This window comes from Tsukamurella sp. PLM1 (assembly GCF_023168325.1).
GTDB lineage: Bacteria > Actinomycetota > Actinomycetes > Mycobacteriales > Mycobacteriaceae > Tsukamurella.
On record NZ_AP025688.1, the window covers coordinates 1813829 to 1837656 of the forward strand.

Sequence of the window (23828 nt, forward strand, 5' to 3'; positions counted from 1 at the left end):
TAGTTTATCCACCATGAGCGGACAGGCACCGAAGACCTCATCGGCACTCTGGCACGGATTCGCGGACATGGGCGCCGTGGAGCGCGACGGCGCGTTCGTGTTCGCCCGCGGCGAGGGCGCGTACGTCTTCGACACCGACGGCACCAGGTACCTGGACGCGACGGCGGGACTGTGGTTCGCGAACGTGGGCCACGGGCGCGCGGAGGTCGCCGACGCCGTGCGCGACCAGCTGCTCAAGGTCGCGCACGTGACGGGCTTCGGCGACGCCGCGACCGACACGACCGTGGCCCTCGCGGAGCGGCTGCAGGGCATCGCACCGGTGCCGGACAGCAAGATCTTCTTCACCTCGGGCGGCTCCGATTCCGTGGACTCGGCGATTAAGCTGGCCCGCCGCTACTGGCAGGAGAAGGGCCGGCCCGGGAAGAAGCTCATCGTCGGCCGGTCCAACGCGTACCACGGCATGCACGTGGGCGGTACGAGCCTCGGCGGCATCCCGGCGAACGCGGAGGGCTACGGCGGCGTACTGTTCGACGGCACCGCCACGATCGCCTGGGACGATGCGAAGGAACTGCTCGGGCTGATCGAGCGCGTCGGGGCCGATGCGATCGCCGCGTTCGTCGCCGAGCCGGTGATCGGCGCGGGCGGCCTGCTTCCGCCGCCCGAGGGCTACCTGCGCGAGGTCCGGGACATCTGCCGCGAGCACGACGTGCTGTTCATCGCCGATGAGGTGATCACCGGATTCGGCCGGATCGGCGGGGCGTGGTTCGCCTCGAGCCGGTTCGACCTGCAGCCGGACCTGATGACCACCGCGAAGGGCCTCACCAGCGGCTACATCCCGATGGGTGCGCTGTTCGTGGCGCCGGACGTCGCGGAGCCGTTCTTCGCGGGCGGGGTGTGGTGGCGGCACGGCTACACGTACGGCGGTCACGCCGCGGGCGCGGCCGCCGCGATGGCGGTGCTCGACATCATGGAGCGCGAGAACCTCGTCGCCGAGGCGCTGCGGCTGCAGGACACGCTGATGCGGGAACTGTCGCCACTGGCGGACCACCCGAAGGTGAAGGAGGTCCGCGGCGGTACGGGCGCCGTGGCCGGCGTCCAGCTGCACGAGCCGGCGGAGGCGATGACGATGGCGAAGAAGCTTCGCGCGCAGGGGTTTCGGGTCGTGCGGCCGGGCTGGGTACGCTGCAGTTCTCTCCGCCTTTCGTCACGACCGACGAGCAGGTGGCCGAGATCGCCGCCGCGACCGCACGGGCGCTCGACGCCTGACACCCCCGGATCGGGGGTTGCACACCGTTGCATCGCAGATTGTCGACGAATTAAACCCCGTGCATTGTGAGGCGTGACACACTTCGCGTGTGAACGAAGAGGATACGGCTGCGGTCTATCAGCGCGCCTACGACAGCAAGGAATTCCACGACCTGCGACAGCGACTGGCGCGGTTCGTGATCCCCATCTCGGTGGCCTTCCTGACCTGGTACCTGCTCTACGTCCTGCTCGCGACGTACGCGCACGACTTCATGAGCCAGAGGCTGTGGGGCAACATCAACGTCGCCCTGGTGCTCGGGCTCGGGCAATTCGTGACCACGTTCGTGATCACCTGGGCGTACGTGCGGTTCGCGAACAACACGATCGACCCGATGGCCACTGACCTGCGTGAGCGCATCGAGGGCGAGCTCAAGGCGGGGGAGGCGGGCAAGTGACCGACGTCCTCGCATGGGAGCCCGGCTCGATCGAGATCGGCCAGCAGGTGGGTTCCACCACGCTGAACATCATCATCTTCCTGCTGTTCATCGGCCTCACGATGGGCCTGGTGATCAAGGCCAGCCGTACCACGAAGAAGGCCACCGACTTCTACACCGGCGGCGCCACGTTCACGGGCCCGCAGAACGGCTTCGCCATCGCCGGTGACTACCTCTCCGCCGCAAGCTTCCTCGGCATCTGCGGTGCGATCGCCGTGCAGGGCTACGACGGCTTCCTGTACTCGATCGGCTTCCTCGTGGCGTGGCTCGTCGCGCTGCTACTGGTGGCCGAGCGCCTCCGCAACGTGGGCAAGTTCACGATGGCCGACGTGCTGAGCTTCCGGCTCAAGCAGCGCCCCGTCCGGATGGCGGCCGCGCTGGCGACGCTCACCGTCTCGCTGTTCTACCTGATCGCGCAGATGGCGGGCGCCGGCGGCCTGGTCGCCCTGCTCCTGAACATCAAGGGCGAGACGGGGCAGGCGATCGTCGTCGCCGTGGTCGGTGTGCTGATGATCGTCTACGTGCTCGTCGGCGGCATGAAGGGCACCACGTACGTGCAGATGGTCAAGGCCGTGCTGCTCGTGGGCGGCGCCCTGGTGATGACGCTGATGGTGCTGGCCGCCGTCAAGGGCAACTTCTCCGACCTGCTGCAGAAGGCCATGGACGGCAGTAAGTCGGGGGAGAAGATCATCGAGCCCGGCCTCAAGTACGGCAAGACCGAGACCACGAAGCTTGACTTCATCTCGCTCGCCCTGGCCCTGGTGCTCGGTACCGCCGGCCTGCCGCACGTGCTGATGCGCTTCTACACGGTGCCCACCGCCAAGGAGGCCCGGCGCTCGGTCACCTGGGCCATCGGCCTGATCGGCGCGTTCTACATCTTCACCCTGGTGCTGGGATTCGGGGCCGCGGCGTACGTGGGCGCCGACGTGATCACGAAGGCGCCCGGCGGGGTGAACTCGGCGGCCCCGCTGCTGGCGTTCTCGCTCGGCGGCACGGTGTTGATGGCCGTGATCTCGGCCGTCGCGTTCGCGACCATCCTGGCGGTGGTGGCGGGCCTCGCCATCACGGCCTCGGCGAGCCTGGCCCACGACATCTACAACGGTGTGATCAAACGCGGGAAGGCGTCCGAGGAATCGCAGGTGCGGGTCTCGCGGATCACGGTGGTCGTCATCGGTGTCGCGTCGATCATCCTGGGCATCGGGGCGATGGGGCAGAACATCGCGTTCCTCGTGGCGCTCGCCTTCGCGGTCGCGGCGTCGGCGAACCTGCCGACCATCCTGTTCTCGCTGTTCTGGCGGAAGTTCAACACCACCGGCGCGGTACTGTCGATGTACGGCGGTCTGATCTCGGCGATCGTGCTGATCATCTTCTCCCCGGCGGTGTCGGGAACGCCGACGTCGATGTTCACGTCGGTCGACTTCCACTGGTTCCCGCTCCAGAACCCGGGCCTGGTGTCGATCCCCGTCGGCTTCGGCCTGGCCATCCTCGGCACCCTGATCGGCAAGCCGGACACCGAACTCACCGACAAGGCGGTCGAGATGGAAGTGCGCTCCCTCACGGGAGTCGGGGTCGAGAAGGCCATCGACCACTAGCCGGTCCTGCAGCGACGACGGTGCCCGTCCCCGACCTGAAGGGGCGGGCACCGTCGTCTCCCGGTCAGAGGGGCACGATCTCGCTGCCGGCCACTTCGTCGGCCCGGAGCGTCACGTCGAGCGCGGCGATCCGGCCGTCCGCGGCGAACGTCACGTCGCCGATCAGGAGGTAGTCGTCGGCGCCGGGTAGCCGCACGGTGTAGCCGAGCAGGCCGTCCACCACCGCCACCAGCGCCGTCTTGGCCTTGAACAGGAACGCCTCCGCGATCGCGGGAGCGCCCGCCAGAACGGTCGACGGCGCACCGTCGGTGTGCGTGCGGAACACGGCGTCGGGGTCGAGCAGGTCGACCAGCGCGGTGAAGTCCCCGTCGCGCGACGCGGCGAGGAACGCGCGCACGGCGTCGGTGCGCGCGGCGTCCGGTCGTGGGGCCCCGGCCACGCGGCGACGGGCACGGCTCGCGAGCTGGCGGGTCGCGGCGGGGGTCTTGCCCAGGATCGTCGCGACATCGTCGAACGGCACCGCGAACACGTCGTGGAGCACGAAGGCCACTCGCTCGGCGGGTGCGAGGTCATCGAGCACCGCGCCCATCGCGGCGCCCACGGACTCCGCAAGCTGTACCTCGTCGTCCGGGGCCGGCGCGGGATCCGCGGGGTCCACGTCGTCCAGCGGAGCCGTTTCGTGCCGCGCGCGCAGGCGATCCAGACAGATCCGCGAGACCACCGTGGTCAGCCATGCGGCCGGGGTGTCGACGGTGCCGCCGGACCGGTCGGCGCGCAGCCACGCCTCCTGCACGGCGTCCTCGGCGTCGGCGGCCGACCCGAGCATCCGGGTGGCCACCGCGAGCAGCCGCGGCCGGGCCTCTTCGAAGTCCTCGATATCCATGTGTCACATCCTCCGTCGTCGATCCGTCAGAAGGATGACGGGGCGAGCGCCCCGGATGTGACGGAACTTTAGGAGTAGACCATGACCGCACGGATGACGAACCCCGCGATGGCCCTGCCCGGCGCGATGGATGCGCTGATGAAGCTGAGCGGCGCGATCGCCGCGACCGGGCTGTCGCCCGACCTGCTGGAACTGGTGAACATGCGCGCCAGCCAGCTCAACAGCTGCAGCACGTGCCTCGACGGGCACTGGCGGATGGCTCGCAAGCACGGCGTGTCCGACGACAAGCTGTTCGCCGTCGGGGCGTGGCGGCACACGCCGTACTTCTCCGACGCGGAACGGATCGCGCTGGAGTTGACCGAGGAGCTCACCGCGCTGGCGGGCAACCCGGAGGCGCTGCCCGACGCGCTCTGGGACGCGGCGGCCGACGAGTTCGACGCCGATCAGCTGGCCGCTCTCGTGCTGGCCATCGCCCAGATCAACCTGTGGAACCGGCTCAATCACGCCACCCGCCAGGAGGCGGGTGCCTGGCGGCCGTGAAACGACGACGGTGCCCGCCCCTCGGGTGAGGGACGGGCACCGTCGAACGGGTGACGGGTGAGGTTAGACCGAGGCGCTCGCGAGGGCCTCGGCGGCGAAGACCGCCTGGGCGACGCCCGGACCGTCGCGGCCACCTTGACGGCCTCGAAGGCCTGCTCCTTGGTGAGGCCGGCCTTGCGGACCACGTCGTCGTGGGCGGCGACGCAGTGCTCGCAGCCGTTGATGGCCGAGACGGCGAGGCTCCACAGCTCGAAGTCGGTCTTGTCGACGCCGGGGTTGCCGATGATGTTCATCCGCAGGCCCATTCGGACCTGGGCGTAATCGTCACCGAGGAAGCCCTTCGCCCGGTAGGCCACGTTGTTCATGCCCATCACCGAGGCGGCGCCGAGGGCGGCCTGGTAGGCCTCCGCCGACAGGGTGTCGGCGGCCTCCTCGGCGATCTCGCGCAGCACGGTCGCGTTCTTGGTGGCCGCGGCCGAGGCGAGGAAGGTGCCCCAGAGCTGCTGCTCGGTCAACTCGGTCGAGCGGGACAGCGAGCTCAGGTTGAGCTTGAGGTCCTTGGCGTACTCGGGGACGGCGTTCTTGAGGTTGTCGATCGACATGGCTTAGACGCTCTCCTTCAGCAGCTCGCCGGCGTTGATCGTCGGGTCGCCCTTCTTCCAGTTGCAGGCGCACAGCTCGTCCGACTGCAGGGCGTCGAGCACGCGGAGCACCTCGTCGACGTTGCGACCCACGGAACCGGCCGTCACGGAGACGAACTGGATCTCGTTGTTGGGGTCGACGATGAAGGTGGCGCGGTCCGCGACGCCGTCGGCGTTGAGGACGCCGGTGGCCTCGGCCAGCTCGCGCTTGAGATCCGAGAGCATCGGGAAGGGGAGGGTCTTGAGGTCCTCGTGCTGCGCGCGCCACTGGAAGTGCACGAACTCGTTGTCGACCGAGGCGCCGAGCACCTGGGCGTCACGATCGGCGAACTCGTCATTGAGCTTGCCGAAGGCCGCGATCTCGGTGGGGCACACGAAGGTGAAGTCCTTCGGCCAGAAGAACACGATCTTCCACTTGCCCGCGTAGTCGTCGCTGGTGATGGTGGTGAAGTAGTCGTCGGGCTGCTGCGCGTCGACCTTCGACAGGTCGCCGCCGATCACGGCGGTGAGGTTGAACTCGGGGAACTGGTCGCCGATCGTCTTCAGGGGCACGGTAACTCCTCTAGGTGCAAGCGCCCGATGGGTGCGGGCTGTGTTCGTTTCTGGATCGATTCTGGCTTTCGAATCACATGCTTGTAAAGCAAAGGTGATCAATGGCACTACACTGATAGGTATGTCCGATCAGGTTTATCAGCCGACCCTCGCGCAGTTGCGCGCGTTCGTCGCAGTGGCACGCTCGCGCCACTTCGGAACCGCCGCGACGTCGCTCGGAGTGAGTCAGCCGTCGCTGTCCCAGGCCCTCGCGTCCCTCGAGGCGGGACTGGGGGTGCAGCTGGTGGAGCGCAGTACCCGCAAGGTGCTCATCACCGAGGCCGGAATGGCTCTGCTGGAACAGGCTTCGGGCATCGTCGCCTCCGCCGCGGAGCTCGTCAACAACGCCGCCGGCCTCACCGGGGAACTGCGCGGCAGCCTGCGGATCGGGATGATCCCGACGGTGGCCCCGTACCGCCTTCCGGCGTTGCTGCCGAGGCTGCGTGCCGAAGTGGAGGACCTCGCGGTCACGGTCGTGGAGGACCAGACGGCGCGACTGCTCGACGCGCTCCGGTCCGGCCGGATCGACGTGGCCGTCGTGGCGCTGCCGGTGCTCAGCGCCGGTATCGCCGAGATCCCGCTGTACGACGAGGAATTCGTGCTCGTGGTGCCGCCCGATCATCCGTTCGCGGGTCGGGACGACCTCACCGCCGACGACCTGACCGGGCTCCCGCTGCTCCTCCTCGACGAGGGGCACTGCCTGCGCGATCAGGCGCTGGACCTGTGCCGGCAGGCGGAGGCAGGCGTGGGGGTCATCGGCGACACCCGCGCCGCGTCGCTCGCGACCATCGTGCAGTGCGTTTCGGGAGATCTCGGCGTCACGTTGCTGCCCGAGCCGGCGGTGGCCGTCGAGTTGCGGGGGACGGATCTCGCGATCGCCCGGTTCGCCCCGCCCGCGCCCGGCCGCACCGTCGGCCTCGCCTACCGTGCGTCGAGCGCGAAGACCGACGGCTTTCAGCGCCTCGCGGCGATCGCCCGTGAGGCGGCGGGAACGTCGGTGTGAGATCGCAGCGCCCGGCGTGGGATCGGGCCATGACCGCAGCGACCCGCCCGCACCTCCTGTCGTTGGAGGAGTGGGACGCCTGGGGGAGGATGTCGTTCCCGATGCGCGTGGACCTCGAGTCGTTGCGCTGACGGTGCAGTGAGTGGCTCAGCGCCGGGGTCGCTTGGCGGACTTGCCTTTTGACGGTCCCGGCGTCTTCCCGGCCGCGGCGCGGGCCGCCTGCTTGGCGAGAGTCTTCTCTCGTGCCGTGCGCTTCGGCGCGGGCTCCGCGCGGCCCCGAGACGAGCCGGCCTTCCGCCCGCGCACGATGCCGATGAACTCCGCGACGGCCTCCGTCTGTTCGCCGGCTGGAACCGCGAGCCCGACCGCCGAGCCGGGCGCGTCGGTGACCGGCCGGTACGTCAGATCCTTGCGGTGGTGCAGGCGGGCGAGCGACTGCGGCACGATCAACACGCCCATCCCGGCGGCGACCAGCTCGACCGCCGCCTCGGTGGTGTCCGGCCGGTGCGCGACCGGCCGGCCGGCGCGCCGGACCAGTGCAGCGCGTCGTCGTGGGGGAGCAGCGTCGGCTCGTCGTCGAGGTCTGCGGCCGTCAGTTCGTCCGCCGCGGCCGCGTGGTGCTCCTTCGGGACCACCGCGACGACCTGTTCCTCGTACAGCGCGATCGTCGCCAGTCCGCTCGTGTCCGCGGGCAGGCGTAGGAGCGCCAGGTCGACGGTGCCCCCGCGCACCGCGTCCGCGGCGTCCGCGGCTGCGACCGGGACGAGTTCGAGCCGGACATCCGGATGTCGTTCGCCCCAGATCCGCGCCCACTTGGCGGGCGTGGCGCCGGGCACGTAGCCGAGTCGCAGCGACGGCGGGAGTGAGGAGGTCACTCCTGGAGGTTACCGATAGGCTGGCACCCATGAGCAGGCCGAACTCGCAGTCCATGAAACCCGCCACCGCGGCGAAGAAGCTGGACGTGTATCTGCCGGCCACGCCCGCCGAGTTCCGGCAGGGTGACGTCACGCGCGACGAGATCGCCGCGCTGCAGGCAGATCCGCCGCAGTGGCTGCAGGACCTCCGCAAGAACGGGCCGCACCCGAAGAACCTCGTCGCGGCGAAACTGGGGGTGTCGATCGCGGGCCTGGCGCGCGGCGGGGTGGACGAGGCACTGACGTCCGAGCAGATCGCGGCGCTCAACGCCGAGCCGCCGCAGTGGCTGGTCGACGAGCGCGCGACCTTCGCGGCCGCCCGCGCGGACGAGCAGCGGGTGGCCGAGGTGCGCGCGGCCCGCAACCGACCCCGCCGGAAGTAGACCCGGGCGGATATCCGCGATCCGGTGCCGCTGCACACCCTCATGTGTACGCTGTGAACATGGCGTGCGGAGCCGACGCGCGTCGTGGAGACGCAGCAGAGAGCGAGTCACCATGTCCGAACAGATGTCCACCACCCGCGTCATCGCCGCGAGCCCCGAGCGGGTCTTCGCCGTCCTCGCCGATCCGGCGAACCACCAGGAGATCGAGCCCACCGATTGGGTCCGCGCCGCCGTGGACGTCGCACCGATCGACCACGTCGGGCAGATGTTCTCCGTGAACATGTACCTGGAGCAGGCCGGCGGCGACTACGTGATGGAGAACAAGGTCACCGACTTCGAGCAGGACCGCGTCATCGGCTGGTGGCCCGGCCAGACCCCGCGGGTGGCACGTGGGAGGCCGGCGGCTGGTGGTGGCGGTACGACCTCGCGCCGTCGGGCGACGGCACGCAGGTCACGCTGACCTACGACTGGACCGACACCCCGCAGTCCTTCCGCGACTTCGTCGGCGCCATGCCGCCGTTCCCGCCCGAGTATCTCGACCAGTCGCTCGCGGGCCTCGACGCGGTGGTCCGCGGCTGACTCAGCCCGAGACCACCTCGACGTCGACGAGCACCACGTCGCCGCGCTCGTCGGAGGCCGGAAGGTCGACGACGGCGGTGATCGCCCAGCCGTGGTCGCCGTCGGGATCGGCGATGGTCTGCCGCACCTTCCACGCCCGCGGCATCGACGTGTCGAGCGAGAAGAGCTGCGGGCCTCGGGCGTCCGCGCCCGTCTCGATGTCGTCGTACTCCTCGTAGTAGTCGTCGAAGGCCGCGTACCAGTCGACGCCCGGGTCCATCTCGTCGAGCAGGTCGTACTCCTCCTCGGCGACGAGTTGCACCCGGCGGAACATCGTGTTGCGCACCATGACCGCGAACGCACGCTCGTCCGACGTGAGCGAGGTGGATCGTCCGATCTCGGGGGCGGAGGCGTGGGCCTTCACCGGGTCCGGCGAGGTCATCTCCTCCCACTCGTCGACCAGCGAGCTGTCGACGTACCGCACGAGCGCTCCGAGCCAGGCGATGTAGTCGTCCAGTTCGGGCGTGCGGACGGACTCGGGAACGGTGTGCCGCAGCGTCTTGAACGCGTCCGAGAGGTACCGCAGCACCGCGCCTTCGGAACGGCCCAACTGGTACTTCGACACCAGGTCGTTGAACGTCATCGCGCGTTCGATCATCTCGCGCACCACCGATTTCGGCGAGAGCTCGAACTGCGTCACCCACGCGTGCCCGGCGGCGTAGGTGGCGAACGCGGGAACGAGCAGGTCCTCCAACGGCTTCGGGTACGTGACGTCCTCGAGGAGCGTCATCCGCTCGTCGTAGTCGATGCCGTCGGCCTTCATCTCCGCCACCGCGGCGCCGCGTGCCGCGTTCTGCTGGGCCCGCAGCACGGGCCGCGGGTCGTCCAGCACGGACTCGATCACCGAGATCACGTCGAGGGCGTAATCGGGCGACTCGGCGTCCAGAAGCTCCAGCGCCGCCAGCGCGAACGGGGCCGGGCTGGTTCAGCGCGAAGTCCGGCTGCAGTTCGACGGTGAGCCGCACGTGCCGGCCGTCCTCGTCGGGGGCGTCCAGCTTCTCGACGACCCCGCCCTGCTCCAGCCCGCGGAACAGTGTGATCGCGGTACGGATGTGCCGCAACTGATTCCGCCGCGACTCGTGGTTGTCCTCAAGGAGGTGCCGCATCGAGTCGAAGCAGTTGCGCGGCCGCGCGATCACGTTGAGCAGCATCGAGTTGGTCACGGAGAATCGCGAGGTGAGCGGCTCCGGGTCGGCGGCGACCAGTTTCTCGAACGTGGCCCTGCCCCAGGAGACGAATCCCTCGGGCGGCTTCTTGCGCTGGACCCGTTTGAGCTTGGCCGGGTCCCCGCCCGCCTTCGCCTCCCGGCGGGCGTTCTCGATCTCGTGCTCGGGCGCCGCGACGACGACGGTGCCAATCGAGTCGAAACCGGCCCGCCCTGCGCGTCCGGCGATCTGGTGGAACTCGCGGGCACGGAGGTGACGGGTCCGCGTACCGTCGAACTTGGTCAGGCCCGTGAGGTAGACGGTGCGGATGGGCACGTTGATGCCGACGCCGAGGGTGTCGGTGCCGCAGATGACCTTGAGCAGCCCCTCTTGTGCGAGCTTCTCGACGAGGCGCCGGTACCGGGGAGCATGCCGGCGTGGTGCACGCCGATACCGGACCGGATGAGACGCGACAGCGTCTTGCCGAAGCCGGTGGTGAACTGGAAATCGCCGAGGGCGTCGGCGATCTCAGCCTTGTGCTCTTTGCTCGCCAGCGGCAGCGACATGAGCGCCTGGGCGCGCTCCGCCGCGGCCTGCTGGGTGAAGTGGACCACGTAGACGGGCGCCTGGTGGGTGGTGACCAGCTCGACGATCTGGTCTTGGATCGCCATCGTGGAGTAGGCGAAGTGGAGCGGCACCGGGCGCTCCGCCCCGGCGACGAGGACGGTCTCCCGCCCGGTGCGCCGGGTGAGGTCCTCCTCGAAGAAGGAGGTGTCGCCGAGCGTCGCGGACATGAGCACGAACTGCGCGTGCGGCAGCTCGATCAACGGCACCTGCCAGGCCCACCCGCGGTCGGGCTCGGAGTAGTAGTGGAACTCGTCCATCACCACCTGTTCGATGTCCGAGTCGGCGCCCTCGCGCAGCGCCAGGTTCGCGACGATCTCGGCGGTCGCGCAGACGATCGGTGCGTCGGCGTTCACGGCGGCGTCGCCCGTCACCATCCCGACGTTCTCCGTACCGAAGACCTCACACAGCGCGAAGAACTTCTCGCTCACCAGGGCCTTGATCGGCGCGGTGTAGTAGGTGCGGCGCCCTTGCGCGAGCGCGGCGAACTGCGCCCCCATCGCGACCAGGGACTTTCCCGAGCCGGTGGGCGTCGCCACGATCACGTTGGCGCCCGAGCACGCCGCGATCAGCGCCTCCTCCTGGGCCGGGTACGGCGTGATGCCGCGGCTGTCGGTCCACTCCAGGAAGGCCTCGAAGACCGCGTCCGCCGTCGGGTCGGCCGGGAGCAGGTCGATGAGGTTCACTCAACGCACTCTACGTGCCGAGATCGTGGCCGCTCAGCCCAGCTCCTGGGCGGGCGCGGCGACGGTGACGCCGGCGGCCGACCGCAGCCCGTCGCGCAGGTGGGTGCGCGCCAACCGTGCGGGCGACGTGGTCGTCAGGAAGTCCGTGAGCAGCGTGAGGAAGCGGTCCGGAGCCTCCGTCATGGGGAAGTGACCGACCCCGTCGAAGATCTCCACGCGCGCTGCGGGCAGGGCCTCGCGGAGTACTTCGGCGTGCGCAGCGGGGATGATCGAGTCGTCGGCGCCCCATGCGACGAGGGTGGGGACCTCGGCAGTGAGGTAGCAGCGGTCCAGCATGGTGACCACCTGGCCGCGCAGGTCCACCACGGACCGCAGCGTCCGCGCGAAGGCGTGCGGGGACGCCGTGTTCGGCATCCGGTCGAGCGCGCGGCCCAGTTGCACGGCGTCGGGCCGAACCGGGTTCGGGACGGCCGCCGCGGCGAGCAGAGCGGTCGCGAGGACCTGCCTCGCACCGGGAAGTGCCGTGAGCGCGACCAGCTGCTCGGCGAACGGCAGCGAGAGGAGACGCAGGAGCGGCGAGACGTCATGGTCCACGCCGCCGGGCGCCACGAAGGCGATCCGCTCCACCATGTCCGGGTACTGGTAGGCGAACTGCCCCGCGACGCCGCCGCCCAACGAGTGGCCGACGACCGACACCCGGTCGACGTTCAGGTAGCACAAGAGGTCGCGCATGCCGTTGGCGAACGCGGCCACCGAGTAGTCGGCGCGCGGGCGGTCGGAGAGGCCGTGGCCCAACAGGTCCGGGGCGATCACGGTGAACCGGTCGGTGAGTGGCGCGAGGACGGAGTCCCAGACCAGGGAGTTGTCGCCGATGCCGTGCAGCAGGAGCACCGCCGGGCCGGTACCCCCGATCCGGTACGCGCGGCGGTGCCCGTGGATCGTCGCGAAGCACAGGTCCGGGACGTACGGGCGCGCCCGGAAGGGCAGGACCTCGGAACTCATCGCGGCCTCCTCACGTCCGACGTGACGGTCAGTGTGGGCGGGCGATGTTACGCGGGTGGCCTCCGCCGGTTACGCCGGCGTTTCGGCCGCGGCTTCGACGTCGAGTTCCGAGTCCCGGCGGAGTGCGGTCTGCAGGTCCGCCAGGGTGAGCCGCGCGGGTTCGGTGCCGTCGATGAAAGCGGTCAGCACCGTGAGGAACCGTTCCGGGTCGCTCCGGAACGGGAAGTGCCCGGCACCGTCGAACACCTCCAGGCGCGACGACGGCAGCGAGGCGTGCAGCAGGTGCGCGTGTTCGACGGGGATGATCGGGTCGGCCGAGCCCCACACCACGAGCACGGGTACGGACTCGGCGACGTAGGTGCGATCGAGCATCGTCACGACCTGACCCAGTGGGTCCACCACGGCGCGCAGGGTGCGGGCGAACGCGCGCGGCGTCCCCGCGTGTGGCAGGCCCGCGAGCACGCGAGCGCACTCGGCGTTGTCGACGAAGAGCTTGAGCGGCACGCGGCCGAGCAGCTCCAGTGCGGCGCTCGCGACCGGCAGTACGCCGGGGAGGGCGAGTGAGCGGATCGCGATCTCCGACATCGGCAGCGAGACGGCCCTGAGCACGGGGAGACCGAGCGGGTGACGCCGCCCGTGTCGACGAACACCAGCCGTTCGACCATGTGCGGGAACTGGTAGGTGAACTGGCCGGCGATGCCGCCGCCGAGCGAATGCCCGACCAGCGTCGCCCGCTCGACGCCGAGGTAGAGCAGCAGGTCGCGCATGGCGTTGGCGAACGCGGGCAGCGAGTAGTCGGCGCGTGGGCGCCCCGACAGGCCGTGCCCGAGCAGGTCCGGCACGATCACCGTGTACCGCTCGGCGAGGCGCTCGAGGATCGGCTCGAACGTCGACGAGTTGTCGGCCATCCCGTGGATGAGCAGCAGGGCGGGGCCGCTGCCGCCGATCCGGTAGGCCCGGCGGTGGCCGTGGATCAGCGCGACGCGCTGACGGACCTGCGTCACGACGCGGAGCCGTTCTCGCCCTCGTCGCCGGCCTGCTCCGCGAGGAAGGCCTCGAACTCGCTGGCGAGGTCGTCGCCCGACGGGATGGCCTCGCCTTCCGCGATGAGCAGTTCGCGGGGCTCCTGCGCCGCCTCGTCGTACTGCTGCTCGAGCGCCTCGACCACCGACGAGATCTCCGAACTGGACGAGACCTGGGCGTCGATCTGCTCTCGCAGTTCCGCGGCCTCCACCGCGAGATCGCCGTCGGGCACCTGCAGGCCGACGGAGTTGCGCAGCGCGCCGAGGAATCCGAGCACGGCCTCCGGGTAGTCGTTCTGGGCGAGGTAGTGCGGTACGTGCACGGAGAGGCCGAGCGTGTCGTATCCCTTGTCGGCCATCCGCAGCTCCAGCAGTCCCGCCGCGCTGCCGGGCAGGCGCATCGTGCCGCCGTCCCAGGACCGCAGCTCGCTGCGCAGATCCGGGTTGTTGCCGTGCGCGGTGACCGGCACGGGCCGGGTGTGCGGAACTGCCATCGGGATGGCGTGCAGGCCGACGACGGTGCGCACACCGAACCGCTCGGCGAGGCCGGCGACGGCGCTGACGAAGCCGTTCCACCGCAGGTCGGGCTCGGCGCCCGCGAGCAGCAGGAAGGGCTTTCCGTCGGAGTCGCGTACCGCGTAGAGATTGAGCTCCGGCTCGTCGACGCCCGTGAAGCCGTCCTCGAAGGTCATCGGCGGCCTGCGGGAGCGGTAGTCGATCAGCTCGTCGACGTCGAAGGACGCGACCAGCTCCGTGGTGAGGTTGTCCTTGAGGTGCTCGCGCAGCAGCCGCAGCGCGTGTCCGGCGTCGGCGTAACCGTCGAGCGCGTGCACCAGTACGGGGCCGTTGCCGTCGGTGTCCGAGACCGACGGACCGGGGAACTCCAGTTCGTACATGTGGGACTGCTCGTCCATGCGCTACCTCCAACCGCCGTGTTCCCCGCGCCGGCGGGGAACTACCAGTTTTCCACGTGAGGCAACCGCGCGTGCATCGTGTCGATTCCCGCGCGCCGCGTGTTTCCGCTCACGGCGTAACGGCGCGCACTCGTACGGTGCACAGATCGCCATCGACTACGCACTACGGCGCCCGGGCCGGGTCGAGGCCCTTACTCTGCTTGATCCGACGTCGGTGTTCGCGGGACTCCGCCTCGGGACGGTCGTTCGAGCCGTTCCAGTGCTCGCGGTGCCGTCCGCCGCCCGAATCCGTGGGTACCGGAGCTGGGAGACGCGGGGCAATTGGCCACCGACACCCGAGTTCGGCGTGCTCGCCGAGGCCGGTGCCGACGGTCCGAGGTCCCGTCTCGCGGTGCCGCGGCGGCCCGACGACCTGGGCGCGCTGCGGGATCTACCGGGAGGGGTCACCGTCGTCGTCGCGCTGCACAGCCGCTACCACGACGGCGCGGCCCTGGCGCGCACCGTCGAGCAGCGGTACCCGTGGATGCGCGTCGAGACGCTGCCCGTGTCGCATCACGAGCTCCCGTTCGTGTACCGACCGTGAGCGGCGCGGGTCAGGAGACGTGGACGGTGGGGCGGCGTTTGGCGTCGTGCTCGGCCTGGCGCAGCACCTCGTGGCAGACAGCGGCGATCTCGCCCGAGCCCTCCACCAGGTACTTGCCCATGTTGAGTACGGGGTTCATCTCCGACCACTGGAAGTAGACCTCGGGCACCACGCCGGTCTCGTCGCGGATGTAGAGCAGCACGGCGGCGATGGTGTTCGCGATGCTGCCGGAACGCACCTTGAGCAGCCGGTAGCCGAACTTCTCGATGCCCCGGACCTCCAGGTCCTCCTCGAAGTCCGACGAGTCGCGGGGCCAGACCTCGAGCAGGATCACCCGCGATCGGCCGGGGATGTGGCCGAACTTGCGCTCGGCGCGGACCTTGTCGCGGTACTCCTTCTTGGTGTCCACGTCGGGCTCGTGCGAGACGATCCGGATCGCGTGCTGCGCCGCGGCGTCGTCGCGGATGAACTCGAGCGCCTTCTCGTCGAAAGTGATCGACGAGGCGCGCAGCTCGAACGAGCGCCGGACGCGCGAGCCGATCGAGACGACCGCGATCGCCAGGATGAACAGCGCGGCGATCCGCACGCCGTCGGGTCGCTCGATGATGTTGTCGATGGTGGTGTAGACGAAGACGGCCGAGATCAGGCCGAACGCCCAGGTGGCGCCGGCCTGCCGCTTACGGCGGGCCGAGATCGTGACCGCCACGGCGGCGGAGGTCATCAGGACCAGCACGCCGGTCGCGTAGGCGCCGCCCTGCGCGTTCACGTCGGCCTCGAAGACCAGCACGATGCACAGCGCGATGACGGTGAGGACCACGACCAGCGGCCGCACGGCCGACGCCCAGCGCGGCGCCATACCGTAGCGGGGGAGGTACCGCGGCACCAGATTGAGCAGTCCGGCCATGGCGGACGCGCCCGCGAACCACAGGATGGCCACCGTCGAGACGTCGTAGACGGTCCCGAACCCGTTGCCGAGGTACTCGTGCGCCAGCCACGCGAGGGCGCGACCGTTGGCGGCACCGTCGGGGTCGAACTCCTTCGCCGGGATGAGCACGGTGGTGGCGAAGCTCGACGTGGCGAGCAGGACGCTCATGATCGCGGCGGCGGTCGTGAGCAGCCGGCCGGTGTCCCGGATCCGGGTGGCGGGGTACTCGGGCGGATCGTTCGGATCACCCTTCACCTGCGGCATCACGGCGACGCCGGTCTCGAAACCGGAGAGTCCCAGCGCGAGCTTGGGAAACACGATGAGCGCCACGGCGATCACCATCAGCGGGTTCGAGTGCTCGGCCCACAGCAGGGCCTGCCAGTCGAGAACCTTCTGCGGACGCTCCGCGACGTGGAAGAGCGCGACGGCGATGATCACGACGTTCAGGGTGAGGTAGACGCCGACCAGGACCACTGCGGTGCCGATCGCCTCCCGGAAGCCCTTGATGAACACCAGGCCGAGCGCCAAGACCAGCAGCAGCGTGATCGGGATGTTCCCGCCGTGGAAGAACTCCGGCACCAGCGGGTTCTCCACGATGTGTTCGGCCGCGTCCGACGACGAGAGCGTGATCGTGATGATGAAGTCCGTGGCCGCGAAGCCGAGGAGGACGAGCACGAACAGCTTGCCTCCCCACCACGGCAACAGCCGCTCGAACATCGCCAGCGAGCCGGATCCGTTGAAGCTCTCCCGCGCGACGCGCTTGTACACGGGGAGGGCGCCGAACAGCGTGAGCGCGATGAGCACGAGGGTGGCGATGGGGGAGACGACACCGGCGGCGATGAAGGCGATCGCGGGCTGGTAGCCGAGGGTCGAGAAGTAGTCGACGCCGGTCAGGCACATGACCTTCCACCACGGCTGCGGGTGCTCCGCATCGGTCGCGTGCGGGCCCACGTGCGAGCCCGCCCGGTCGGACATGCCGCTGAGGAACCAGTTGCGGGTGCGGTCCGAGAACCGCGGGAAGCCGATCACGCGGTTCACAGTAGCCCTCGCTCACGAGCACAGTCGGGCGCGTCCGCGCCGGTGTCCGGTAAAGGCGGGTCCTGTGGGTTCGGGCGGGGCAGGAGAAGGTTTCGTAACCAAACGGGGGATCGACGGTCCGCGGCGGCCGGATCCGTCGCCACCCTCGGAGAGCATGGCGACCATGACGAATCGACACGCTCCAGCCCTCCCGAAACTCGACACCGCCGGCGACCTGCTCGCGGCCGTACCGGCTCTGCTCGGGTTCTATCCCACCCGGTCGGTGGTGCTGCTGGCCCACGACGAGGTCACCGACCGGATCGGCGCCACCGCCCGGATCGACCTGGGACTCACCCGCGCCGGTGCGTTGCGCAAGGACTGCCGCCGGCACCTCGTCGAAGCGCTCCGGTTGCTCCGGCAGCAGGGCGTCGAGCGCCTGTTCTGCGTCGTCGTCGACGAGCGCGGCCTGGTGCGGGCCACGCCCGCGCTGGTCGAGGCGCTGAGCGAAGCGTGCCGGGCCCGGAGCCTGGCCGAACCCGACGTCGAGGTGATCGAGCTGCTGCTGGTGCCCCGGATCGCGTCGGGCGCGCGCTGGGTCTGCAAGCACGGTGAGAGCGGCGAGGTACCGGACCCGGAGAGCTCGCCGTTGATGCTGGCGGCGGTGCTCGAGGGGCGCACCATCCACCGATCCCGGACGAGCTGACCAAGCAGCTCGTCGAAGAGGGACCGGGGTCGGGCCCGACCGGTGCCGTGAGGCCGCCGCGTTCGAAGCCGACGGCGACTCGGCGGAACTGCTCGCGGCGATCGTCGCGGCGGTGACGGGCGAGCGCGCGGCGGACCTCAGCGACGACGACGTCGCGCTGCTCGGCGGAGCGCTGCTCGATCTTCAGGTCCGGGACGCGGCGATGGCGCTCGGCGTCACGGTCGTCGCCGACGAGGCCCGGGTGCTGTTCGCGGAGCTCGCACGCAGGTTGCGGGGCACGCCGCGGCCGCCGCCGCCACGCTGGTGGCCGCGGCCGGGTACCTCCGGGGAGACGGCCCGATGACGGGGATCGCGCTGGACGCGGCACTCGCCGCGGACCGGAGCTATCGGGGCGCCCGGCTGCTGGCGCAGGCGTTCGGTGCGGGCTTGCCGCCGGGGGAGATGTCCGCCGCCGCGGAGGCCGGCCTGGCCGTGGCCCGGCGCCTCGGGGTGCACCTGCCGCCGCGGGACGCCGAGTTCCCGCTGGCCGGCTGACGGGTGAGGTGAGGGTGGAGGTCAGGCGCGCCGGGCGGCGTGGGCGCGGTCGCCCAGCGCCTGCGTGTACTCCCATGCGTCGGCGACGATGCCGCGCAGGTCCGTGTGCTGCGGGCGCCAACCGAGTTCGTCGATCGCCCGGCGTGACGACGCCACGAGCACCGCCGGATCGCCCGCGCGCCGGTTCGCCGCCACCTCGGGATCTCCCGGCCGGTGACCTCACGGCACGTGTCGATCACCTGGCGGACGGAGAAGCCCTCGCCGGAGCCGAGATTGAACACGTCGTGCGCCCCGGGCCGGGCGTGGTCCAGCGCCAGTACGTGGGCCTCGGCGAGATCCTTGACGTGCACGTAATCGCGCACCGCTGTGCCGTCAGCGGTGGGGTAGTCGGACCCGAAGACGGCGATGTCGGGCCGCTGGCCCAGAGCGGTCTGCAGTACCAGCGGGATGAGGTGGGTCTCCACCACGCGGTTCTCGCCGAACCCGCCGTAGCTGCCCGCCACATTGAAGTACCGCAGCGAAACCGCGGCCAGGTCGTACGCCGTGGCGTACGACGTGATGGCCGCGTCGATCGCGAGCTTCGTGGCGCCGTAGGTGTTGGTGGGGCGGGTGCGCGCGTCCTCGGTGATCGGCACCGACTCCGGCTCACCGTAGGTGGCCGCGGTCGACGAGAACACGAGTCGCGGCACGCCCGCCGCCAGCATCGCGTCCAGCAGCGACAGCGTGGTCACCACGTTGCCCTGCCAGTAGTTGTGCGGATGCGTGACCGATTCGCCCACCAGCGATTTCGCGGCGAAGTGCAGTACCCCGTCGAACTCGCCGTCGGCGAGCACGGGCCGGCCGACCTGTGCCACGTCGCCCTCGACGAAGTGGGCGCCCGCGGGCACCGCCTCGCGGTTGCCGGTGCTCAGGTCGTCGATGACGGTCACCGCGTGGCCGCGCTCGAGCAGCACCTGCGTGCACACGCTTCCCACGTATCCGGCGCCGCCGGTCACCAACAACTGCACCGGCGCTACACCGCCTCGACGAACACTGCGTGCGCCATCTCGTCGGGCAACTCGAAGTCGTCGTGCCCGGCGACCGAGATGACGACCGCGCCGCGCTGGACCGTGACCGTCACGCGGGCGTCCGGCACCACACCCGCCGCTCGGAACCGGCCGATCAGGTCGGCGTCGGCCTGCACGTGCTCGGCGAGCCGCTTGATGACGACCGCGGTCGGACCGCCCTGCGGCAGGTCGGTCAGCGCGCGGGGCGCGACGGCTCGGTGCCGATCTGCACGCCGAGCTCGCCGAGGCCCGGGATCGGGTTGCCGTACGGGGAGGTGGTGGGGTTGCCCAGCACTTCCAGCAGGCGGCGCTCCACGTCCTCGCTCATGACGTGTTCCCAGCGGCACGCCTCGGCGTGCACGTTCTCCCACTGCAGGCCGATGACGTCCACCAGCAGGCGCTCGGCGAGGCGGTGCTTGCGCATCACGGCGATGGCCAGCTGCCGGCCCTTGTCGCTCAGTTCGAGGTGCCTGTCCTCGGCGACGCGGACCAGGCCGTCGCGCTCCATCCTCTGCACGGTCTGCGACACCGTGGGACCGCTCTGCTCCGGCGCTCAGCGATACGCGCCCGCAGAGGCACGACGCCCTCCTCCTCGAGCTCGTAGATGGTGCGCAGGTACATCTCGGTGGTGTCCACCAGATCGTTCACGTATCCAGCTCCTTCTCGTTGCTGCCAGTTTAGCCGAGACGGACCGCCGTCCCCCGAACTAAAGGTTACCTAACTTGGACGCGTCGCAGGGCGGCAACGACTAGTGTCGTGACTCATGGCACGGTTCCCCGACTCCCAGGTCGTCTGGGACCCCTCCGTTCTCGACTACCGCTTCTCCCAATCCCATCCGATGGACCCGGTCCGGCTGCACCTGACGATGGAACTGTCCCGGATGCTCGGCGTGCTCGACGGTGTCGACGTGGTCGCGCCCCACGGGGCGGACGACATCGAGGTGGGCCGCGCGCACACCGACGACTACCAGGCGGCGGTCCGGGTCGCGGGGTCCGGCCGGTCGCGGATCGACCTGACGGGGTACGGGCTGGGCAACGACGACAACCCGGTGTTCCTGCACATGCACGAGGCCGCAGCGAGCATCGTTTCCTCGACTCTCGCGGGCGCCGGGCGATCGCCGCGGGAACCGCCACCCGCGCGGTGAACATCGCGGGCGGGATGCATCACGCCATGCGTACGCACGCGTCCGGGTTCTGCATCTACAACGACGCGGCGATCGCCATCTCCTGGCTGCTCGACAACGGCTTCGATCGCATCGCTTACATCGACGTCGACGCCCACCACGGGGACGGGGTGCAGGCGCAGTTCTGGAACGACCCCCGCGTGCTCACGGTGTCGATCCACGAGGACCCGCAGCACCTCTGGCCGAACACGGGCTACCCGTCCGAGCTCGGCGGCCCCGAGGCCCGCGGCACCGCGATCAACATCCCCGTCCCGGCGTTCTGCCCCGACCGTCTCTGGCTGCGCGCGTTCCACGCCGTCGTTCCCTCGGTGATCAGGGAGTTCCGGCCGCAGCTCATCGTCAGCCAGTGCGGGTGCGATTCGCACGGTGCCGACCCGCTCACCGATCTGTCACTCACGGTCGACGGGCAGCGGGCGGCGATCCTCGCGATGCGGGATCTCGCCGACGAGGTGTGCGACGGCCGGTGGCTCGCCGTGGGCGGCGGCGGCTACCAGCTGGTGGGCGTCGTGCCCCGCACGTGGACCCACCTGATCGGCGCCGTCGTCGGCGTCGACGTCGACCCGGCGACGCCGATCCCGGGCGAGTGGAAGGACCTCGTCGCGCAGCTGCCCGCCGAGCGGATCGCCGTCCCCGGGCCCGCCCCGGAGACGATGGGCGACGGCGGCGACACGAGGCACGTCCCGTGGGAGCCGTCGACGTACGACCCGGCCGAGCGGTCGATCGAGGCGACCGCCGACCGGTTCATCGCCCGCGCCCGCTCGGCCGTCCTTCCCCTTCACGGACTCGACCCGGAGGACCCCGTGACTGACGAAGTGCCACTGCATCCGTCCGGCCCGGCGACGGATCCGTTCCCGGCGCCCAGCGTCCAGGCCGCGTCGGCCGGGCCGTACGAGTTCCCCGCGCACTGGGTGGCCGACGTGCTCGCCTCCGACGGCGGCGTGGTCCACCTGCGGCCCGTCGTGCCCGACGATGCCGACGCCATCGTCGAGTTCCATGCCGGGCTCTCGGAGCGGACCCGCTACCTGCGGTACTTCGGCCCGTACCCCGTCATGCCGCCCCGCGACGTCGCGCGGATGACCACGGTCGATCACGAGCAGCGGGTGTGCCTGCTCGCGGTCCTCGGCGGCAGGATCATCGCGGTCGGCCTGTACGAGGGCCTGGCCGATGCGGGGAAGCCGACCTCGGCGGAGGTCGCGTTCGTCGTCGCCGACGAGCATCAGGGGCGCGGTCTCGGGCCGATCCTGCTCGAGCACCTGGCGGGCGCCGCCGCCGAGAACGGCTTCCACCGGTTCGAGGCCGAGGTGCTCGCCGAGAACCGGTACATGGTCAACGTGTTCAAGGCGGCCGGGTACGAGCTGCGGCGCAGTTTCGACGGCAGCGTCGTCCATGTCGAGTTCGGCATCGACCCAACCGAGGCGCTGGTCGCGGTACGCAACGCGCGCGAGCTCGCGTCCGAGGCGCGCAGCGTCAGCAACGCGCTGCGCCCCACCTCGATCGCCGTGATCGGCGCGTCGGCGACCCCGGCAAGGTCGGGCACGCGGTCCTGCGCAACCTCATCGCCGGCGATTTCGCCGGTCCCGTGTTCCCGGTGCACCCGGAGCGGAGGTCGATCGCCGGAATCCGCGCGTACGGCTCGGTCCGGGACATCCCCGATCAGGTCGACCTCGCCGTTGTCGCCGTGCCCGCCGACAACATGGACCAGGTGCTCGACGACTGCCTGGCCAAGGACGTGCGCACGCTGCTGGTGGTGTCGTCGGGGTTCTCGGACGCCGGCGGCCGGGGCAAGGAGTCCGAGCGGCGGCTGCTCACGGCGGTGCGCTCGCACGGGATGCGGCTGATCGGACCCAACGCGCTCGGGGTGGTGAACACCGACGCGGGCGTGCGCCTCAACGCGACCCTGGCCCCCGTGGTCCCGGGCCGGGGGAACGTCGGATTCTTCTGCCAGTCCGGCGCTCTGGGCATCGCGATTCTCGACACCGCCGCCACCCGCGGCGTGGGCCTGTCGACGTTCGTCTCGGCCGGCAACCGGGCCGACGTGTCCGGCAACGACGTGCTGCAGTACTGGGACACGGACCCCGCCACCGAGGTGGTCCTGCTCTACCTCGAGAGCTTCGGCAATCCGCGCAAATTCGGCCGCATCGCCCGCCGGCTGGCGCGGCAGAAGCCGATCGTGGCGGTGCACCGGGGCGGGATCGACGCCGACCGGCGCCGGCGTGGGTCGGAGGCGCTGTTCGAGAACTCCGGTGTGGTCCAGGTGGATTCGATCCCCGAGCTGTTCGACTGCGCCACCTTCTTCAGCTACCAGCCGCTGCCCAAGGGGCGCCGGGTCGCGGTGATCGGAAACTCGACCGCGCTCGGGATCCTCGCGACGCACACCGGGATCCGGGAGGGGCTCGACGTCGCGCAGCCCGTGGACCTGGGCGCCGCGGCCACCCCGGAGGAGTTCGGCGCCGCGATCGACACCGCGCTCGCGGACGATGAGGTCGACGCGATCATCGCCGTGTTCGTGCCGCCGGTCGAGGCCCTGCCCGAGGCGCACGCCGCGGTCCTGCTGGAGGCGTCGCGCAAGCAGATCAAGCCGATCGTCTCGACGTTCCTCGCCTTCGACGGCGTCACCGAGCTCCTCGCCGCCACCGACGAGCACGGCGTGCGCGTGCGGGGCTCGGTCCCGTCGTACCCCGAGCCCGAGCGTGCCGCCCGGGTCCTCGCCCACGGCTGGCGGTACGCGCAGTGGCGGGCGCGGCCCGTCTCCGACACCGCGCGCCCCGAGGGGACCGACGTCGAGGAGGCCCGCACCCGCGTCCGGGAATGGCTGCCGGCGGCGGATTCACGGGTCACGCTCACCTTCGAGCAGAGCGCCGAACTCCTCGCTCTGTACGGCGTGGACGTGGTGCCGTTCGAGGTCGTCGCGACCGCCGAGGAGGCGGTCGCCGCGGCGGACCGCGTGGGCTACCCGGTCGCGGTGAAGGCGATGGGCGAGCGGTGGCGCCTGCGCGCAGACCTCGCCGCGGTGCGGCTCGACCTCACCGGCCCCCAGGCCGTCGCCGACGCCTTCCGCGAGCTCGCCGCGACCACCGGGGAGGAGTCCCTGCACGTGCAGGCCATGGCGCACAAGGGGATCGGCTGTGCTGTCGGGTACGAGAACGACCCGAGGATCGGGCCGATGCTCTCGTTCGGCCTGAGCGGTGCGGTGCCCGAGCTGCTGGGCGACAGGGCGTATCGCCTGCTGCCACTGACGAACGCAGCCGCGCACGACCTGGTGAGCGCGACGCGGTCCGCGCCGTTGCTCAACGGCTTCGCGGGCGAGGCCGGGGTCGACCGGGGCGCGCTCGTGGACGTGATCACCCGGGTTGCGGCGCTCGCGTTCGAGGTGCCCGAGATCCGCACGATCGACTGCCAGCCGATCCTGGCCACCACCACCGGCGCCGCAGTGCTGTCCACGGTGATCACCATCGGGCACGCCAGCGACGTCCTCACTCAACAAGCGGAACCGCGCCGGCTCTGACAGCCGACGCGGTTCCATCGAAAGGTGGTCTACCC

At 70.5% G+C, this 23828-nt stretch carries 13 protein-coding genes and 10 pseudogenes; 11 read left to right on the plus strand and 12 right to left on the minus strand.

Translation table 11 applies throughout. The features are described from left to right. Positions 1–13 precede the first annotated feature (13 nt). The 3 genes and pseudogenes from MTP03_RS09420 to MTP03_RS09430 all read left to right on the plus strand — a co-directional run bounded on the left by MTP03_RS09420 (position 14) and on the right by MTP03_RS09430 (position 3331). A pseudogene (locus MTP03_RS09420) lies at positions 14–1266 on the plus strand (aspartate aminotransferase family protein). Between the two features lie 89 nt (positions 1267–1355). Next, positions 1356–1700, plus strand: coding sequence for a DUF485 domain-containing protein (locus MTP03_RS09425; RefSeq protein ID WP_248491714.1), 345 nt, complete (start codon positions 1356–1358; stop codon positions 1698–1700). Between the two features lie 29 nt (positions 1701–1729). Then, on the plus strand, positions 1730–3331 hold the full coding sequence (locus MTP03_RS09430) for a cation acetate symporter (RefSeq protein WP_371820964.1): 1602 nt from the start codon (positions 1730–1732) through the stop codon (positions 3329–3331). 64 nt (positions 3332–3395) lie between these two features. Here the strand turns inward: MTP03_RS09430 and MTP03_RS09435 are convergent, their stop codons facing one another. Beyond that, positions 3396–4214, minus strand: coding sequence for a sigma-70 family RNA polymerase sigma factor (locus MTP03_RS09435; RefSeq protein ID WP_248491716.1), 819 nt, complete (start codon positions 4212–4214; stop codon positions 3396–3398). 81 nt (positions 4215–4295) lie between these two features. Here MTP03_RS09435 and MTP03_RS09440 point away from each other — a divergent pair, with 81 nt between their 5' ends. After that, positions 4296–4754, plus strand: a complete 459-nt coding sequence (locus MTP03_RS09440; RefSeq protein WP_248491717.1) for a carboxymuconolactone decarboxylase family protein — start codon at positions 4296–4298, stop codon at positions 4752–4754. A 63-nt stretch (positions 4755–4817) separates the two neighbouring features. Here MTP03_RS09440 and MTP03_RS09445 read toward each other — a convergent pair. Then, positions 4818–5356, minus strand: a pseudogene (locus tag MTP03_RS09445) (carboxymuconolactone decarboxylase family protein). Positions 5357–5359: 3 nt separating this feature from the next. Next, the gene (locus tag MTP03_RS09450) at positions 5360–5947 is read right to left on the minus strand and encodes a peroxiredoxin (protein WP_248491718.1); all 588 of its coding nucleotides are present in this window, start codon (positions 5945–5947) and stop codon (positions 5360–5362) included. Between the two features lie 121 nt (positions 5948–6068). Here MTP03_RS09450 and MTP03_RS09455 point away from each other — a divergent pair, with 121 nt between their 5' ends. Then, positions 6069–6989 (plus strand): hydrogen peroxide-inducible genes activator, encoded by a 921-nt coding sequence (locus MTP03_RS09455; protein WP_248492111.1) that lies wholly within the window; start codon positions 6069–6071, stop codon positions 6987–6989. A 147-nt stretch (positions 6990–7136) separates the two neighbouring features. Here the strand turns inward: MTP03_RS09455 and MTP03_RS09460 are convergent. Beyond that, positions 7137–7864 (minus strand): annotated as a pseudogene (locus tag MTP03_RS09460) (LysR family transcriptional regulator substrate-binding protein). A gap of 29 nt (positions 7865–7893) precedes the next feature. Here MTP03_RS09460 and MTP03_RS09465 point away from each other — a divergent pair. Both MTP03_RS09465 and MTP03_RS09470 read left to right on the plus strand, forming a co-directional pair. Continuing rightward, a complete protein-coding gene (locus MTP03_RS09465) occupies positions 7894–8286 on the plus strand; it encodes a DUF5997 family protein (protein WP_248491719.1) in 393 nt (130 codons plus the stop codon). Positions 8287–8398: 112 nt separating this feature from the next. Then, positions 8399–8865: pseudogene (locus MTP03_RS09470) on the plus strand (SRPBCC family protein). A gap of 1 nt (position 8866) precedes the next feature. Here MTP03_RS09470 and MTP03_RS09475 read toward each other — a convergent pair. The 5 genes and pseudogenes from MTP03_RS09475 to MTP03_RS09495 all read right to left on the minus strand — a co-directional run bounded on the left by MTP03_RS09475 (position 8867) and on the right by MTP03_RS09495 (position 14297). After that, positions 8867–11359, minus strand: a pseudogene (locus MTP03_RS09475) (DEAD/DEAH box helicase). Positions 11360–11392: 33 nt separating this feature from the next. Continuing rightward, the gene (locus MTP03_RS09480; RefSeq protein WP_248491720.1) at positions 11393–12361 is read right to left on the minus strand and encodes an alpha/beta fold hydrolase; all 969 of its coding nucleotides are present in this window, start codon (positions 12359–12361) and stop codon (positions 11393–11395) included. 69 nt (positions 12362–12430) lie between these two features. Next, the gene (locus MTP03_RS09485; protein ID WP_248491721.1) at positions 12431–12763 is read right to left on the minus strand and encodes an alpha/beta fold hydrolase; all 333 of its coding nucleotides are present in this window, start codon (positions 12761–12763) and stop codon (positions 12431–12433) included. Beyond that, positions 12736–13365 carry an alpha/beta fold hydrolase gene (locus tag MTP03_RS09490; protein ID WP_248491722.1) on the minus strand — a complete coding sequence of 210 codons (630 nt, stop codon included), beginning with the start codon at positions 13363–13365 and terminating at the stop codon, positions 12736–12738. Before MTP03_RS09490 ends, MTP03_RS09485 begins: the two co-directional genes overlap by 28 nt. Continuing rightward, positions 13362–14297, minus strand: coding sequence for a proteasome assembly chaperone family protein (locus MTP03_RS09495; protein ID WP_248491723.1), 936 nt, complete (start codon positions 14295–14297; stop codon positions 13362–13364). The genes MTP03_RS09490 and MTP03_RS09495 overlap by 4 nt, the downstream gene beginning before the upstream one ends. Before the next feature lie 268 nt (positions 14298–14565). Between MTP03_RS09495 and MTP03_RS09500 the strand changes: the two genes are divergently transcribed. Continuing rightward, positions 14566–14880: a hypothetical protein gene (locus tag MTP03_RS09500; RefSeq protein ID WP_248491724.1), complete on the plus strand. Its 315-nt coding sequence runs from the start codon at positions 14566–14568 to the stop codon at positions 14878–14880. A 10-nt stretch (positions 14881–14890) separates the two neighbouring features. On the opposite strand, the gene MTP03_RS09505 is transcribed toward MTP03_RS09500, so the two are convergent. After that, positions 14891–16780, minus strand: coding sequence for an amino acid transporter (locus MTP03_RS09505; protein WP_248492112.1), 1890 nt, complete (start codon positions 16778–16780; stop codon positions 14891–14893). A 226-nt stretch (positions 16781–17006) separates the two neighbouring features. Between MTP03_RS09505 and MTP03_RS09510 the strand changes: the two are divergent. Beyond that, a pseudogene (locus tag MTP03_RS09510) lies at positions 17007–18059 on the plus strand (DUF4192 domain-containing protein). A gap of 21 nt (positions 18060–18080) precedes the next feature. Here the strand turns inward: MTP03_RS09510 and galE are convergent. Beyond that, a pseudogene (gene galE, locus MTP03_RS09515) lies at positions 18081–19066 on the minus strand (UDP-glucose 4-epimerase GalE). A 5-nt stretch (positions 19067–19071) separates the two neighbouring features. Continuing rightward, positions 19072–19753, minus strand: a pseudogene (locus tag MTP03_RS09520) (iron dependent repressor, metal binding and dimerization domain protein). A gap of 115 nt (positions 19754–19868) precedes the next feature. Between MTP03_RS09520 and MTP03_RS09525 the strand changes: the two are divergent. Both MTP03_RS09525 and MTP03_RS09530 read left to right on the plus strand, forming a co-directional pair. Then, positions 19869–21088 (plus strand): annotated as a pseudogene (locus MTP03_RS09525) (acetoin utilization protein AcuC); the annotation flags it as partial. A 108-nt stretch (positions 21089–21196) separates the two neighbouring features. After that, positions 21197–23793, plus strand: a pseudogene (locus tag MTP03_RS09530) (GNAT family N-acetyltransferase). The last annotated feature ends 35 nt before the right edge of the window (positions 23794–23828 follow it).

Excerpts from the sequence above, each read along its gene's own strand:
- MTP03_RS09495 (WP_248491723.1), bottom strand. The coding sequence starts at position 14,297 with ATGGACGAGCAGTCCCACATGTACGAACTGGAGTTCCCCGGTCCGTCG.
- MTP03_RS09440 (WP_248491717.1), top strand. The coding sequence starts at position 4,296 with ATGACCGCACGGATGACGAACCCCGCGATGGCCCTGCCCGGCGCGATG.
- MTP03_RS09505 (WP_248492112.1), bottom strand. The coding sequence starts at position 16,780 with ATGTCCGACCGGGCGGGCTCGCACGTGGGCCCGCACGCGACCGATGCG.
- MTP03_RS09455 (WP_248492111.1), top strand. The coding sequence starts at position 6,069 with ATGTCCGATCAGGTTTATCAGCCGACCCTCGCGCAGTTGCGCGCGTTC.
- MTP03_RS09435 (WP_248491716.1), bottom strand. The coding sequence starts at position 4,214 with ATGGATATCGAGGACTTCGAAGAGGCCCGGCCGCGGCTGCTCGCGGTG.
- MTP03_RS09480 (WP_248491720.1), bottom strand. The coding sequence starts at position 12,361 with ATGAGTTCCGAGGTCCTGCCCTTCCGGGCGCGCCCGTACGTCCCGGAC.
- MTP03_RS09465 (WP_248491719.1), top strand. The coding sequence starts at position 7,894 with ATGAGCAGGCCGAACTCGCAGTCCATGAAACCCGCCACCGCGGCGAAG.